We start from the raw sequence: 14,834 nt of genomic DNA, 5'->3' as shown, positions 1-14,834 counted from the left end.
CCGTTTCTCCGGTGATACCGGGGAAACGGTGTGAGAAAGGGCCAACAAAAAGGCCGGGTCGCGTATGCGGACCCGGCCTTTTTTATGCTGACGTCTGGCTTACACCACCATCCCCAGCAGCAGACAGCCAACCAGGCCGCAGACTGAGATAATGGTTTCCAGCACCGACCACGACCGGATGGTTTCGCCGATGGTCAGGTTGAAGTATTCCTTAAACAGCCAGAAGCCTGGATCGTTCACGTGAGAGAAGATAACGCTGCCGGAACCAACCGCAATAACCATCAGTTCCGGGCTGACGCCGGTGGTGGCAATCAGCGGTGCGGCAATCCCGCCGGCGGTGATGGCGGCAACGGTCGCAGAACCGAGCGCAATACGCAGTACCGCCGCGATAGACCAGGCCATAAACAGCGGGGACATGTTGGATTCATGCATGATAGAGGCGATGTATTTATCCATGCCGCTATCCACCAGCACCTGTTTGAAGGCGCCGCCGCCGCCGATGATCAACAGCATCATGGCGATAATTTTGATCGAAGAGGTCAGCGTGTCGTTGATCTGCTCCATGGAACGCCCACGGTTCAGGCCGAAGGTGAACAGGGCGATGAGAACCGCAATCAGGGTCGCCATTACCGGGTCGCCGAAGAACTCGGCAACCGGCAGGAAGGCGTGGCCTTTCGGCAGGATCATCTCGGCAACGGCACGCATCGCCATCAGGATCACCGGTACCAGTGAAGTCCAGACGCTGACGCCAAAGCCCGGCATCTCTTCTTCGCTGAAGGTTTTCGGGTTGTGCAGCCCTTCCGGAATCGGCTTATCAATGCCTTTCAGGAAGCGAGCGAAAACCGGACCGGCAAGGATAACCGTCGGGATAGCCAGAATCGTACCGTACAGCAGGGTCTTACCCATATCAGCGTGGAAGATAGTGGCAATCGCCGTTGGGCCCGGGTGCGGAGGCAGGAAACCGTGAGTCACGGAGAGCGCGGCCGCCATTGGAACGCCGACGTACAGCAGCGGAATGCGGGCAGACGCGGCAATGGTGAACACCAGCGGCAGCATCAGCACAAAGCCCACTTCGTAGAACAGCGCGAAGCCGACGGTAAAACCGGTCAGCACGACTGCCCACTGGATGTGCTTTTTCCCGAACTTAGCGATTAAGGTTGTGGCAATTCGCTGAGCGCCGCCGCAATCCGCCAACAGCTTACCGAGCATAGCGCCAAAGCCCATGATCAGCGCGAGACTGCCGAGGGTTCCCCCAACGCCGTTTTTAATGGATACGATGACTTTATCCAGAGGCATACCTTGCATAAGTCCGACGGCGAGTGCCACCAGAACCAGAGCGATGAAGCCGTTCATCTTGAAACGGATCATCAGCAGCAACAGCAGGGCAACCCCGATAGCAACGATGACTAATGGCATAATTTACCTGGCCTTACATTTGTTATGGGTAACGTCAAATTTCAATCTTTTTCGTTTGCTCTGCCTGAGCCGGCAAACGGTGTGGCGCCATAAAATCGACTATCACTCCTGTAGGAAAGGATAGCTGGCTATTTTTATAGCAGCGGTGCCTGAAAGAGATGATACGGGTAACATATGCAGGTTGAGAATCACCCGTCGGGGTAAAATTTTAAATATGAGACTTAAGTCATACTCTTTCCCGGGTTTTTGCCGGGTGGTTCAGGGGGAAATGTTGTGCGGTAACATCGGCAGGGGCGGCCCGGCTGGGCAAATGCCGCCGGGCTTAACATCGGGAAGAGGGGGGACTTAGTAGTAAGAGTGCTCGCCGCGCTGGTGTTCGGTCAGATCGCGCACGCCTTTCAGCTCAGGGAATTCGTTGAGCAGCTGTTTCTCGATCCCTTCTTTCAGGGTCACATCGACCATTGAACAGCCGTTACAACCGCCGCCGAACTGCAGGATGGCCAGACCGTCTTCGGTGATTTCCATCAGCGTAACGCGTCCGCCGTGGCCGGCCAGCTGCGGGTTAATCTGTGATTGCAGCAGGTATTCAACGCGTTCCATCAGCGGAGCATCGTCGGAAACTTTGCGCATCTTGGCGTTCGGTGCTTTCAGCGTCAGCTGAGAGCCAAGCTGATCGGTAACGAAGTCAATTTCAGCGTCTTCCAGATACGGCGCGCTGAGTTCGTCGACATACGCAGTCAGTTGCTCAAACTTCAGCGCCGTGTCGGTGTCTTCCACCGCATCCGGTGGGCAATAGGATACGCCGCACTCAGCGTTTGGGGTGCCGGGATTAATCACAAATACGCGAATTTGTGTCCCTTCTTCCTGATTTACCAGCAATTTGGCAAAGTGCGCTTGTGCAGCATCGGAAATACGGATCATAGCGTTGGCCTAATAGTTGACTATTTTACTTGGTTATAATACGCCCATCAGCAGGGGTCTACAAGGTACGGCATATACACCATACCTGAACCGTCGCGGCGCCGTTTCGCAAAAGCAGGCGGGATATTTCAGCGACGGTGCTTCCGGTTGTGACGACATCATCCACAATGGCGATATGGAGGCCGCGCACCGATATTTCAAGCTGAAAGGCATTTTTCAGGTTCTGTTTACGCAAGCGTGCAGAGAGGTGGTGCTGGGTCGCAGTGCGTCGCTGGCGACGTACAGCGTCATGGTGCCAGGCGCACTGCAGCCAGTAAGCCAACGGTCGGCATAGCAGGTCGCTTTGATTGAAGCCTCGTCGCCATTGACGTCGCTGCCATAGCGGGACGCTGACGAGCCGGTCTGGTCGAGGGAATCCTTCCCTCTGGCGAACGCGTAATAGCAGCAGTCGTGCCAGCGCTGACGCCAGTTCCGGGCGACGGGAAAACTTAAGCTGATGGATCAAACCGCTCAGCGGTGGCCGGTAATCATTGACCGTCACCAGCCGTTGCCACGGCGGCGGATTCCGCAGGCAGCGGCCGCAGGGGACTCTGCTGACCGCTGCAGGCAGGCCGCACCGTGGGCAAAGCGAATGGGTAAGCGCCAGCGAGGTCGCGCAGCAGGAGCAGATTCCCCAGCTGGCGATCGCCACCGGCATTTGGCATAGCCAGCATAAGCTGTGTGCTGTTAGCATATTTCACCTCGTAATGGTGGAAAGAGAACAGTAACTGATGAACGACATCTGGTGGCAAACCGTGGGGGAAGGAAATTGTCATCTTGTGCTCCTGCACGGATGGGGGCTGAATGCCAGGGTATGGGATTGCGTGACGCCGGAACTGGCCTCGCACTTTACGCTGCATCTGGTTGACCTGCCGGGATATGGTCGTAGCAGCGGCTTTGGCGCTCTGTCGCTGGAAGAGATGGCACAGCAGGTACTGAGCCAGGCCCCGGAGCAGGCTATCTGGCTGGGCTGGAGCCTCGGCGGGTTGGTGGCCAGTCAGATTGCCTTGCAACACCCCGGACGCGTACAGGCGCTGGTCACCGTGGCGTCCTCACCCTGTTTTGGCGCCGATGGCGACTGGCCCGGGATCAAAGCGGAGGTGCTAAGTGGCTTTCAGCAGCAGTTGAGCGAAGATTTCCAGCGTACCGTGGAGCGGTTTCTGGCGCTGCAAACGCTGGGGACGGAAAGCGCTCGCCAGGATGCCCGGGCGTTGAAAAGTACCGTGCTGTCGTTGCCGATGCCGTCCGCAGAAGTGTTGAACGGCGGACTGGAGATCCTTAAAACGGCCGATTTACGCCAGCCGCTGGCCGCAATCACCCTGCCATTCCTGCGGCTGTATGGCCGACTGGATGGCCTGGTACCGCGCAAAATTGTGCCGGTTCTGGATGCATTATGGCCGCAGAGTGAATCTATGGTCTTTGAAAAAGCGGCCCATGCGCCGTTCATCTCGCACCCGCAGGCGTTCTGTGAGCCGCTGGTGGCGTTGAAAAATCGCCTGCGCAATTATTTTTAGCCGGCTGTGGCAAAAATCCCGACCATAGCAATACTTAGGTTGTCACGGGGAGCATGCGTTTCTGTCGCCGCCGTGGCCTATAAAAACAACCTTATGGAGAGTTCAGGCTATGAAACTTATTACGGGTATTGTCGCATCTCTGGTGATTGGGTCCCTGTCTTTTGGCGCGTTTGCAGCGAAAGAGATTCAAAAAGATGAAGTGGCGTCAATGAAGCTGACGAAAATCGGCAGCATTACGACCTCAAAAACAACGTCACCGATGGATGCAAAGCGCGATCTGTCGAAGAAGGCGGATGAGCTGGGCGGCAAGTACTTTGTGGTGATTGCCGGTTCGAAAAACGAGAAAACCGTTCACGCTAACGCCGACGTCTACAAATAAGCAAAAGCGGGTCTCAGGACCCGCTTTGGTTTTATTGCTCAGAGGCTGATTGCCCAAGGGCGATCAGCGTAGCGCCCACCACTCTTGCAAGCAGGCTTTTCCCTCAGGGCAACTTTTGCAGCTGCCGGACAAACAGCCGTCCGCGTCTTCCGTTATGCGCACGGCTTTCCCCATGGCTTCCAGACGACTCAGCATGGCCTCGACCAGCGGCTGCGGAGCATGCAGGTGAGCGCTGAGTTGTGTCGCCTGCATACGCCCCTGCAGGGCCAGCATATCGCGTACTTCAATCAACGACGCCATGATGACTCCTTAGTGACAATCGCCTGCCGGACTCTGACAGCAGGATGACGGCGTTTTACGCGTGGCCAGCAGAGAGATATCAACCCGGCTGCGTGCCCGGCGTAACAGAGCAAAGACCAGGATGTTAAACAGCACCACCGCCAGGATACACACCAGACTGTAGCGCGGATGCTGGCTGAAACTCACGGTCTGGTAGTACAGCGTCGAGAGCGAGTAGGCGATGTTCAGTCCCCACAGGATGGAGAATGACATCCAGCCACGGCTGGATTCGCGAGCGATAGCCCCCATCACCGAGATGCACGGAATATAGAGCAGAACGAAAATCAGGTAGCTGTAGGCGGCGGCCGCGCTGCCGAATTTGCTGCCCATGACGCCCATGGCGCCGGTTTCCATTTCACCATCGCCTTTGCTGGCTTCAATAGGGTTAGCCAGGACGCTCAGGCTGAAGGTATCTTTCAGGCTCTGCCAGGTTTCGTCCAGCGCGGCCAGCAGTTCGTCGCCGAGGTGGAATTCCTGAGGATTAAACGCTTCGTTCTGAATGTCTTCGGCGGTGTAGAGCGTGTTCAGCGTGCCGACGACCACTTCTTTCGCCATTGCGCCGGTAAACAGCCCGACGGTGGCCTGCCAGTTGTCTTCATGCACGCCGATCGGTTTAAAAATCGGCGTGATAATACGACTGACGGAGGCCAGCGCCGAATCGTTAATGTTATCCACCAGCTTACCGTTGAGCGAGAAGCTGTTCAGGGCGCTAAGGAAGATACTGACGATGACGATAACTTTACCCGCGCGCAGCACAAAGCCTTTCAGCCGCTGCCAGGTCTGGATGACCAGGCTTTTGATATGCGGGACGTGGTAGACCGGCAGCTCCATCACAAACGGCGATGCTTCGCCGCGCATAATGGTGTGTTTGAGCATCAGACCGGTCAGGATAGCCATCACGATGCCGAGCAGATACAGCGAGAAGACCGCCAGCGCGCCATTCTGACCAAAGAACGCGGCGGCGAACACGGCGAAGATCGCCAGGCGCGCGCCGCAGGACATAAACGGCGCCATCATGATGGTCATCAGGCGTTCACGAGGCGCATCCAGCGTGCGCGCGCCCATGACCGACGGCACGTTGCAGCCGAAGCCGACAATCAGCGGAACGAAGGATTTCCCCGGTAGCCCCAGCGCCTGCATCAAGCGGTCCATGACGAATGCCGCTCGCGCCATATAGCCGGAATCTTCAAGGAAGGAGAGGAACAGATACATCATGCCGATTTGCGGGACCAGCGGCAGCACGGTGTTGATACCGCCACCCAGCCCCTGGGCAAGGAAAACGGTTAGCCAGTCCGGTAAATGCAGGGTATAGCCCAGCCACTGAATACCGTGAATAAAGATAGCCACGGACCCGGCGTCAAAGATGGGTTGTAATGCGCCGCCGATGTTGATCGCCAGCAGGAACATCAGGTACATGACAAATAAGAAGATGGGCAGCCCCAGCACGCGGCTGAGGATGATTTTGTCCATCGCGGTGGTGAAGCGGCTTGGCTCAGCGGTGAGCGTGTTGCTGACGGCATCGCAGATGGCGGCAATGCTCTGATAGCGGGCATCCGCGATATGCAGCGCCGGATCGTCAATTTCCGCGCTCAGATTTGCCAGGGCATCGTCGAGCTTATGCGCAGCGTTTCCGGCGTACTCGCGGCTGTAAATATCGCCCTCCAGCATCTGCAGACCCAGCCAGCAACGCTGACGCTGCGGGATCTCCCGCGCCATCTCCTGAGCCAGCTTTTCGGCTTCACGCAGCAGCGGCTGCGGGTAGTGCACCAGTTCAAGCGACGTATTTTGCTGGTGGCGGTCGACGGCCATTTTTAAGGCTTCGATACCGCGCCCGCGCGTCGAGACCAGTGGAATCACCGGGCAACCCAGGCGGGCGGCCAGCGCGTCAACGTCGATGCGGATTTTTTGCTTCTCGGCAATATCCAGCATATTCAACGCAACGATACAGGGGATGCCCAGCTCCAGTAGCTGCAGCGTCAGATAGAGGTTGCGTTCCAGATTTGAGGCGTCAACCACGTTAATCAGCATGTCGGCATCGCCGCTGAGGATATAGTGACAGGCGATCTGCTCATCTAAAGAGGTCTGTGAAGAGATCGTCGTCAGCGAATAGGTGCCGGGCAGGTCCACCAGCGTGACCTGGTGGTCAGTGGTGGTAAAGGCTCCTTCTTTGCGCTCGACGGTGACCCCGGCCCAGTTGCCGACGCGCTGACGGGCGCCGGTAAGCTGATTAAATAATGTTGTCTTGCCGGAGTTCGGATTACCAATTAAACCAAGAGTTAACTTTTTCATATTTCAGACTCTGCGTACCGGGTCAGGTGTTATTGTGCAACCGCTTCCAGTTCTATTAAATCGAGATCTTTTTTGCGTAATACCAGGCTTACACGCCGGGTTTCGATATGCACGGGATCGCCGAGCGGCGCGACGCGGACCACATTAAAAGAGGATCCTGGCAGCATTCCAAGGGACAACAGTTTCTGACGATAAGCCGGACTAATATCGCGAGAGAAACCCGTGATTTTCCACGCACTATCAGGAGTGAATTGCATAGGGCCTACCTGTAATCGCTAACTGAACGAGAGTTTACCGTGTGCGGTCATCGCGCAGCACCGGGGAGCATAGTCAACGGAGAAGAAGATATATTTACTATGAATGATGATAATGATAATGGTTTTTATCATCAATACATAAATGGTTTAATAATCGACATTTGCCGGAAATATACTGTTTTTTTGATATGACGCAAGGTCTGCACTGTAGCGATAAATAAGGGTAATATTTATTTTGTCATTTAATGTGTAATTAAGGTTTCATTGGTTAACAAAATGAAATCTTAATAAATAACTTATTTACTCGCCTGTATTAACCGGAGCTAATCGGTTTTCGGAGTATACCAACACGGGGTCAGAGAATAAGGGCGGGAAAATGGCCCCTGCAATGAGGGGCCGGGAAAAGATTAGCGTTTTTTACCCATGGCCGCTGCCAGCGCGTCCATCATGGCGCTGTTGCCAGCTGACTGCGCCTCACGGCCGCGCGGTTTAGCCGTCTTCGCCGCCGGGCGGTTGCCCTGCGCACGATCGCTCCCGCCGCCGCGCCGGGCGTTACTCTCGCCTGGCTGCTCGTCCAGACGCATGGTCAGTGCGATGCGTTTACGCTGCAGGTCGACCTCCATCACTTTAACCTGCACGATGTCGCCAGCTTTGACGACGGTATGCGGATCGTCGACGAATTTATTCGACAGCGACGAAATATGCACCAGACCATCCTGGTGTACGCCGATATCGACAAAGGCGCCAAAGTTAGTGACGTTGGTGACCGCACCTTCAAGTACCATGCCCGGCAGCAGGTCGTTCATGGTTTCCACACCATCGGCGAACTTCGCGGTTTTAAACTCCGGACGCGGGTCGCGACCAGGTTTTTCCAGCTCTTTGATGATGTCGGTGACGGTTGGCACACCGAATTTGTCATCGGTGAAGTCGGCCGCTTTCAGATTGCGTAACTCGCTGCTGTTGCCCATCAGATCGTTTAACGCCTGCCGGGTGGCGGCCAGAATGCGCTCGACGATAGGGTATGCTTCCGGGTGAACGGTGGAGGCGTCCAGCGGGTTGTCGCCGTGGTTGATGCGCAGGAACCCGGCGCACTGCTCGAAGGCTTTGGGACCCAGGCGGCTGACTTTCAGCAGCTGCTGACGGTTCTGGAACTGGCCGTTTTCATCACGCCAGGCGACGATGTTCTGCGCCATCATCCGCGTCAGGCCCGCTACGCGGGTGAGCAGTGGCACGGATGCGGTATTCAGATCCACGCCGACGGCGTTAACACAGTCTTCGACCACCGCATCCAGCTTGCGCGCCAGCTGTGACTGGCTGACGTCGTGCTGGTACTGGCCCACGCCGATGGACTTCGGATCGATTTTAACCAGCTCGGCCAGCGGATCTTGCAGACGGCGGGCGATTGAAACAGCGCCGCGCAGAGAAACATCGAGGTCCGGGAACTCCAGGGCCGCCAGCTCGGAAGCCGAGTAGACGGAGGCCCCGGCTTCGCTGACGATCACTTTCTGCGCGGTGACTTTCGGGAACTGTTGCTGCACATCGAGGAAGAAGCGCTCGGTTTCGCGGGAGGCGGTGCCGTTGCCGATAGCAACCAGCTCAACGTTGTGTTTTTCACACAGCGCTGCGACGACAACCGCCGCTTTGGCAGCCTGTCCGGTGTGCGGATAGATGGTGTCTGTGGCAACCAGTTTACCGGTGCCATCTACCACAGCGACTTTCACGCCGGTACGCAGACCCGGGTCGAGGCCCATCGTGGCGCGCAACCCGGCGGGGGCGGCCATCAGCAGGTCGTGCAGGTTACGGGCAAACACGTTGATGGCTTCATCTTCCGCGCGTTCACGCACGGTGCCCATCAGCTCGGTCTCCAGGTGCATCAGTACCTTGATGCGCCATGTCCAGCTGACAACCCCTTTGCGCCAGCTGTCGGCTGCGGCGTGGTTCAACCGTAAACCGAGATGGTCGATAATAATCTGTTCGCAGTGGCTCTCTTTAGGCGGCTCGTCAAACTGCGGGTCGGCATTCAGGGCCAGCTGCAGGATGCCTTCGTTACGGCCGCGGAACATGGCCAGCGCGCGGTGCGAAGGGACGGTAGCGATAGGCTCGTGGTGATCGAAGTAGTCGCGGAATTTTGCCCCTTCCTCTTCTTTGCCGCTCACCACCGTGGCAACCAGGTGCGCATTCTTCCACAGGTAGTCACGCACCTTCGCCAGCAGCGCGGCATCTTCAGCAAAACGCTCCATCAGGATATAACGCGCGCCATCCAGTGCGGCTTTGGTATCGGCGACGCCTTTATCGGCATCGACAAACTTCGCGGCTTCTGTTTCCGGATCGTGGGACGGTTCGTTCCATAGCAGGTCCGCCAGCGGCTCCAGTCCGGCTTCAATGGCGATTTGCCCGCGGGTACGGCGCTTCGGTTTATAGGGCAGGTAAAGGTCTTCGAGCTCGGTTTTGCTCAGCGTGGTGGTAATCGCCTTTTCCAGCGCATCGGTCAGCTTGCCCTGTTCGCCGATCGACTTGAGGATGGATTGACGACGGTCTTCCAGTTCACGCAGATAACCAAGGCGGGTTTCCAGATTACGCAGCTGCGTGTCATCCAGACCGCCGGTGACTTCTTTACGATAGCGTGCGATAAACGGCACGGTGTTCCCTTCATCAAGCAGGCGAACGGCAGCTTCTACCTGTTCAGACCTGGCCTGAAGTTCACCCGCAATAATGCGGCAGAGCGAATCATTCATCATGTCTATTTCATCTTGTGGATCGAAAATCAGGGGATAGTTATACGGACTGGCACGGCAAAATGCCAGTCGTGACACGAGGCTCTCAGATTGTTCCGGACGCGCTATTTCACATATTCGATATTGTTGACGTACCAGCTGGCTTCGCCGGCGGGCGTGTTGACAACCGCCAGGTCGCCGACCTCTTTTTTCAGCAGCGCGCGGGCCATCGGCGAGTCGATAGAGATGTAGTCTTTACGTCCGAAAATTTCATCGTAACCGACGATGCGAAAGCGTCTGGTGTCGCCATCATCGTTTTCGATTTCAACCCACGCGCCGAAAAACACTTTGCCCTCCTGCTGCGGGGAGTAATCGACGATTTTCAGATTTTCCAGACATTTGGTGAGATAGCGTACCCGGCGGTCGATTTCACGCAGACGTTTTTTGTTGTACTGGTAATCAGCATTTTCGCTACGGTCGCCAAGGCTGGCCGCCCAGGTCACTTTTTTGGTGACCTCGGGACGCTCTTCACGCCACAAATAATCCATTTCTTTTTTAAGGTTTTCATACCCTTCACGGGTGATCAGCGGCGTTTTCATTTATCGTTCTACCTTCTGATTGTCGGACACGGTGCGCGGCGATGTGCGGTTGCGCACAATTCGTAGTGCGTAATAATACCGACAGGATAAATAATGTGTCTTATGATTAAATGTATACTTAAGCTGCTGTTAAATATGCTTTGTAACAATTTAGCCTGGAATATATACCAGATTTAGCTGGTCGGCGACCCGGGCTTTTTTGAGAATACGCACTGACAATTGCAGTGAACCTTTGGGAGTATAAACAATGCAAGAGAATTATAAGATTCTGGTTGTCGACGACGACATGCGCCTGCGTGCGCTGCTCGAACGTTATCTGACCGAGCAAGGCTTCCAGGTTCGAAGCGTCGCCAACGCTGAACAAATGGATCGTCTGTTGACTCGTGAGTCCTTCCACCTGATGGTACTGGATTTGATGCTGCCGGGCGAAGATGGCCTCTCCATTTGTCGTCGTCTGCGTAGCCAAAGCAACCCGATGCCGATCATTATGGTCACGGCGAAAGGGGAAGAGGTTGACCGTATTGTGGGCCTCGAAATCGGTGCGGATGACTATATTCCAAAACCGTTCAACCCGCGTGAACTGCTGGCCCGTATCCGCGCCGTGCTGCGTCGCCAGGCCAATGAGCTGCCGGGTGCGCCGTCGCAGGAAGAGGCGGTCATCGCCTTTGGTAAATTCAAGCTGAATCTCGGCACCCGCGAGATGTTCCGCGAAGATGAACCGATGCCGCTCACCAGCGGTGAATTTGCGGTACTGAAAGCGCTGGTGAGCCATCCGCGCGAGCCGCTTTCCCGCGATAAACTGATGAACCTCGCTCGCGGTCGTGAATATTCCGCGATGGAGCGTTCCATCGATGTACAAATCTCCCGCCTGCGCCGCATGGTCGAAGAGGACCCGGCACATCCGCGTTACATCCAGACCGTGTGGGGGCTAGGCTACGTCTTCGTACCGGACGGCTCTAAGGCATGAAACGCGTGCGCTTTTCGCCGCGAAGCTCGTTTGCTCGCACCCTGTTATTGATTGTCACCTTGCTGTTTGTCAGCCTGGTGACGACCTATCTGGTGGTGCTGAATTTTGCGATTCTACCGAGCCTCCAGCAGTTTAATAAGGTGCTGGCATACGAAGTGCGTATGCTGATGACCGATAAACTGCAGCTGGAGGATGGTACCCAGCTGGTGGTGCCGCCGGCGTTTCGCCGCGAAATTTATCGCGAGCTGGGCATTTCGCTCTATTCCAATGAAGCGGCGGAAGACGCAGGCCTGCGCTGGGCGCAGCATTATGAGTTTTTAAGTCAGCAGATGGCGCACCAGCTCGGTGGGCCAACCGAAGTGCGGGTCGAGGTTAACAAAAGCTCCCCCGTGGTGTGGTTGAAAACCTGGCTGTCGCCCAATATTTGGGTACGCGTACCGCTGACGGAAATCCACCAGGGCGACTTCTCGCCGCTGTTCCGCTATACCCTGGCGATTATGCTGCTGGCGATCGGCGGCGCCTGGCTGTTTATCCGTATTCAGAACCGGCCGCTGGTCGATCTTGAACATGCGGCGTTGCAGGTCGGGCGAGGCATCATTCCGCCGCCGCTGCGGGAGTACGGTGCATCCGAAGTGCGTTCGGTCACCCGGGCCTTTAACCACATGGCCGCAGGCGTAAAACAGCTGGCAGACGATCGTACGCTGTTAATGGCCGGCGTCAGCCACGATCTGCGTACGCCGCTGACGCGTATTCGTCTGGCGACGGAGATGATGGGGGAAGAGGACGGTTACCTTGCCGAGTCGATCAATAAAGATATCGAAGAGTGTAACGCCATCATCGAGCAGTTTATTGATTACCTGCGCACGGGCCAGGAGATGCCGATGGAGCTGGCGGACCTTAACTCCGTGCTGGGTGAGGTTATCGCGGCAGAAAGCGGTTACGAACGTGAAATCGCGACGGACCTGCAGGCCGGCGAGATTCCGCTGCGCATCCATCCGCTCTCTATCAAGCGTGCGCTGGCTAATATGGTGGTTAACGCCGCGCGGTATGGCAACGGCTGGATTAAGGTCAGCAGCGGTAGCGAAGCCAGCAGCGCCTGGTTCCAGGTTGAGGATGATGGTCCGGGGATTAAGCCGGAACAACGCGAGCATCTGTTCCAGCCGTTTGTGCGTGGCGATAGCGCCCGCAGCACCAGCGGTACCGGGCTGGGACTGGCGATTGTGCAGCGTATTATCGATAACCATAACGGTCGCCTGGAGATTGGCTCCAGCGAGCGGGGCGGGCTGTTAATTCGCGCCTGGCTGCCGGTTCCGGTTCAACGTGCGTTAATGCCGACGAAACAGAGCAAAGAGAGTTAAGCGGCCGCTCGCGGCCGCCTGAATCGCGCGAGTCGGCGCGAGAGCATAAAAAAAGCCGGGCATTGCCCGGCTTATTCTTTATGGATACACGGTTAGCGTTTCGGACCGGCAGCGACCAGCGCGGCGCCCGCTGGCGTATCGGTGTACTTCTCGAAGTTCTCTACGAACAGCTTCGCCAGCTGCTCGGCCTTCTCCTGCCACTGCTCTGGCGAACCGTAGGTGTTGCGCGGGTCGAGGATGTGCGTATCGACACCTGGCAGCGAGATTGGGATCTGCAAATCGAACATCGGCAGCGTGAAGGTTTCCGCATCGTCCAGCGACCCGTCAAGAATGGCGTCGATAATGGCGCGAGTATCTTTAATCGAGATACGTTTGCCGGTGCCATTCCAGCCGGTGTTGACCAGATAAGCCTGCGCGCCGGACGCCTGCATGCGCTTCACCAGGACTTCCGCATACTGCGTCGGGTGCAGCGACAAAAACGCGGCGCCGAAGCAGGCGGAGAAGGTTGGCGTCGGCTCGGTGACGCCACGCTCGGTACCGGCCAGTTTAGCGGTAAAGCCAGAGAGGAAGTGATACTGGGTCTGATCTGCCGTCAGGCGCGATACCGGCGGCAGTACGCCGAATGCATCCGCGGTCAGGAAGATAACTTTGGTGGCATGGCCCGCTTTCGAGATCGGCTTAACGATGTTCTCGATATGATCGATCGGGTAGGAGACACGGGTGTTCTCGGTTTTCGAACCATCGTCGAAATCAATCGTGCCGTCCGCGCGAACCACCACGTTTTCCAGCAGCGCATCACGACGAATCGCGTGATAGATATCTGGCTCTGCGGCTTCGGAGAGTTTAATGGTCTTGGCATAGCAGCCGCCTTCGAAGTTGAAGACGCCATCGTCATCCCAGCCGTGTTCGTCATCGCCGATCAGGCGGCGTTTCGGATCGGTGGAAAGGGTGGTTTTGCCGGTGCCGGAGAGGCCAAAGAAGACCGCCACGTCGCCTTTCTCGCCAACGTTAGCGGAACAGTGCATCGACGCGATACCCTGCAGCGGCAGCAGGTAGTTCATGATAGAGAACATCCCTTTCTTCATTTCGCCGCCGTACCAGGTCCCGCCGATCAGCTGGATCCGCTCCGTCAGGTTGAAGGCAACGAAGTTTTCAGAGTTGAGTCCCTGCTCCTTCCACTGCGGGTTGGTGCATTTGGCGCCGTTCATCACGATGAAATCCGGCTTAAAGTTGGCCAGTTCTTCATCGCCTGGGCGAATAAACATGTTCTTGACGAAGTGTGCCTGCCAGGCCACTTCGGTAATGAAGCGTACGCTCAGACGTGTGTCGGCATTGGCGCCGCAGAACGCATCAACGATGAACAGACGCTTGCCGGAAAGCTGATGGGTGACCAGATCTTTCAGGTGCTGCCAGGTTTCCTGAGAGAGCGGTTTGTTGTCGTTTTTACCGTTGCCTTTATCAGACCACCACACGGTATCGCGGGTTGTATCGTCACGAACGATATATTTATCTTTCGGCGAGCGACCGGTAAAAATACCGGTATCGACGGCGATCGCTCCCAGATTGGTTAGTACGCCGCGCTCATACCCTTCCAGAGTGGGATCGAGTTCTTCTTGATACAACGTATCGTAACTAGGGTTGTGGACGATATCCTGGACGTCATTGATACCATAAGCCTTGAGATCCTGCGGGGTTAAACCATTATTAACGCGCATGTCACTGCTCCTTAGCCAATAATATATACTGCTTTAAATTGTAGGGGTTCTTTCGGGGTATAGACCGCGACCAGGCTCATAGATTTACGTATCTCGACAAACGCCTTACTTACGAAAAACACGGTGACTCCTGTCACGAAACATGCGTGATTATCTCAGGAAATTGGCCGTTGGTGGGGATAGATGTTTCTTATTGGTTAAAAAGTAATTAAAAAAACTGCTGAATTGTGAATGTAATCGCTTTCTTGAAAGAAAATTACGTAACTCTTTCAGTGAAAATCGATTCATCACGCGAGGAAATGTTTGACAACAGGCGCGGCGGAGGCT

Annotated in this window: 13 protein-coding genes; 4 read left to right on the top strand and 9 right to left on the bottom strand. The window is 56.1% G+C overall.

Annotation, left to right across the window (positions count from 1 at the left end; genetic code table 11):
• Positions 1-99: 99 nt before the first annotated feature.
• From gntT to gntX, 3 genes are all read right to left on the bottom strand, one after another.
• The gene (gntT, locus tag MC50_RS06515; protein ID WP_032690438.1) at positions 100-1,416 is read right to left on the bottom strand and encodes a gluconate transporter; all 1,317 of its coding nucleotides are present in this window, start codon (positions 1,414-1,416) and stop codon (positions 100-102) included.
• A gap of 345 nt (positions 1,417-1,761) precedes the next feature.
• Positions 1,762-2,337, bottom strand: coding sequence for a Fe-S biogenesis protein NfuA (gene nfuA, locus MC50_RS06510; RefSeq protein ID WP_032690439.1), 576 nt, complete (start codon positions 2,335-2,337; stop codon positions 1,762-1,764).
• Between the two features lie 58 nt (positions 2,338-2,395).
• On the bottom strand, positions 2,396-3,070 hold the full coding sequence (gntX, locus tag MC50_RS06505; protein WP_072009551.1) for a DNA utilization protein GntX: 675 nt from the start codon (positions 3,068-3,070) through the stop codon (positions 2,396-2,398).
• A gap of 37 nt (positions 3,071-3,107) precedes the next feature.
• Between gntX and bioH the strand changes: the two genes are divergently transcribed.
• Complete coding sequence (bioH, locus tag MC50_RS06500) at positions 3,108-3,890, top strand: pimeloyl-ACP methyl ester esterase BioH (RefSeq protein ID WP_032696903.1); 783 nt, start codon at positions 3,108-3,110, stop codon at positions 3,888-3,890.
• Between the two features lie 109 nt (positions 3,891-3,999).
• Positions 4,000-4,269, top strand: a complete 270-nt coding sequence (locus MC50_RS06495; RefSeq protein ID WP_004868491.1) for a YdgH/BhsA/McbA-like domain containing protein — start codon at positions 4,000-4,002, stop codon at positions 4,267-4,269.
• A 63-nt stretch (positions 4,270-4,332) separates the two neighbouring features.
• Here MC50_RS06495 and feoC read toward each other — a convergent pair whose 3' ends face one another.
• The 5 genes from feoC to greB all read right to left on the bottom strand — a co-directional run bounded on the left by feoC (position 4,333) and on the right by greB (position 10,467).
• Positions 4,333-4,569 (bottom strand): [Fe-S]-dependent transcriptional repressor FeoC, encoded by a 237-nt coding sequence (gene feoC, locus MC50_RS06490; protein WP_032690442.1) that lies wholly within the window; start codon positions 4,567-4,569, stop codon positions 4,333-4,335.
• A 9-nt stretch (positions 4,570-4,578) separates the two neighbouring features.
• Positions 4,579-6,897 carry a Fe(2+) transporter permease subunit FeoB gene (gene feoB / locus MC50_RS06485; protein WP_047663540.1) on the bottom strand — a complete coding sequence of 773 codons (2,319 nt, stop codon included), beginning with the start codon at positions 6,895-6,897 and terminating at the stop codon, positions 4,579-4,581.
• Between the two features lie 29 nt (positions 6,898-6,926).
• Complete coding sequence (gene feoA / locus MC50_RS06480) at positions 6,927-7,154, bottom strand: ferrous iron transporter A (protein WP_004868486.1); 228 nt, start codon at positions 7,152-7,154, stop codon at positions 6,927-6,929.
• Between the two features lie 407 nt (positions 7,155-7,561).
• Positions 7,562-9,892: a Tex family protein gene (locus MC50_RS06475; protein WP_032690444.1), complete on the bottom strand. Its 2,331-nt coding sequence runs from the start codon at positions 9,890-9,892 to the stop codon at positions 7,562-7,564.
• Between the two features lie 101 nt (positions 9,893-9,993).
• The gene (greB, locus tag MC50_RS06470; RefSeq protein ID WP_032690445.1) at positions 9,994-10,467 is read right to left on the bottom strand and encodes a transcription elongation factor GreB; all 474 of its coding nucleotides are present in this window, start codon (positions 10,465-10,467) and stop codon (positions 9,994-9,996) included.
• A gap of 247 nt (positions 10,468-10,714) precedes the next feature.
• Here greB and ompR point away from each other — a divergent pair, with 247 nt between their 5' ends.
• Together ompR and envZ are read left to right on the top strand one after the other, a co-directional pair.
• Complete coding sequence (gene ompR, locus MC50_RS06465; protein WP_001157751.1) at positions 10,715-11,434, top strand: osmolarity response regulator transcription factor OmpR; 720 nt, start codon at positions 10,715-10,717, stop codon at positions 11,432-11,434.
• Complete coding sequence (envZ, locus tag MC50_RS06460) at positions 11,431-12,792, top strand: two-component system sensor histidine kinase EnvZ (RefSeq protein WP_032690446.1); 1,362 nt, start codon at positions 11,431-11,433, stop codon at positions 12,790-12,792. Before ompR ends, envZ begins: the two co-directional genes overlap by 4 nt.
• Before the next feature lie 92 nt (positions 12,793-12,884).
• On the opposite strand, the gene pckA is transcribed toward envZ, so the two are convergent.
• On the bottom strand, positions 12,885-14,507 hold the full coding sequence (gene pckA / locus MC50_RS06455) for a phosphoenolpyruvate carboxykinase (ATP) (RefSeq protein ID WP_032690447.1): 1,623 nt from the start codon (positions 14,505-14,507) through the stop codon (positions 12,885-12,887).
• Positions 14,508-14,834: the final 327 nt, after the last annotated feature.

The sequence above is a fragment of the Klebsiella planticola genome, from assembly GCF_000783935.2.
GTDB classification, from domain to species: domain Bacteria; phylum Pseudomonadota; class Gammaproteobacteria; order Enterobacterales; family Enterobacteriaceae; genus Klebsiella; species Klebsiella planticola.
This window is presented reverse-complemented; position numbering and strand designations above follow the sequence as displayed.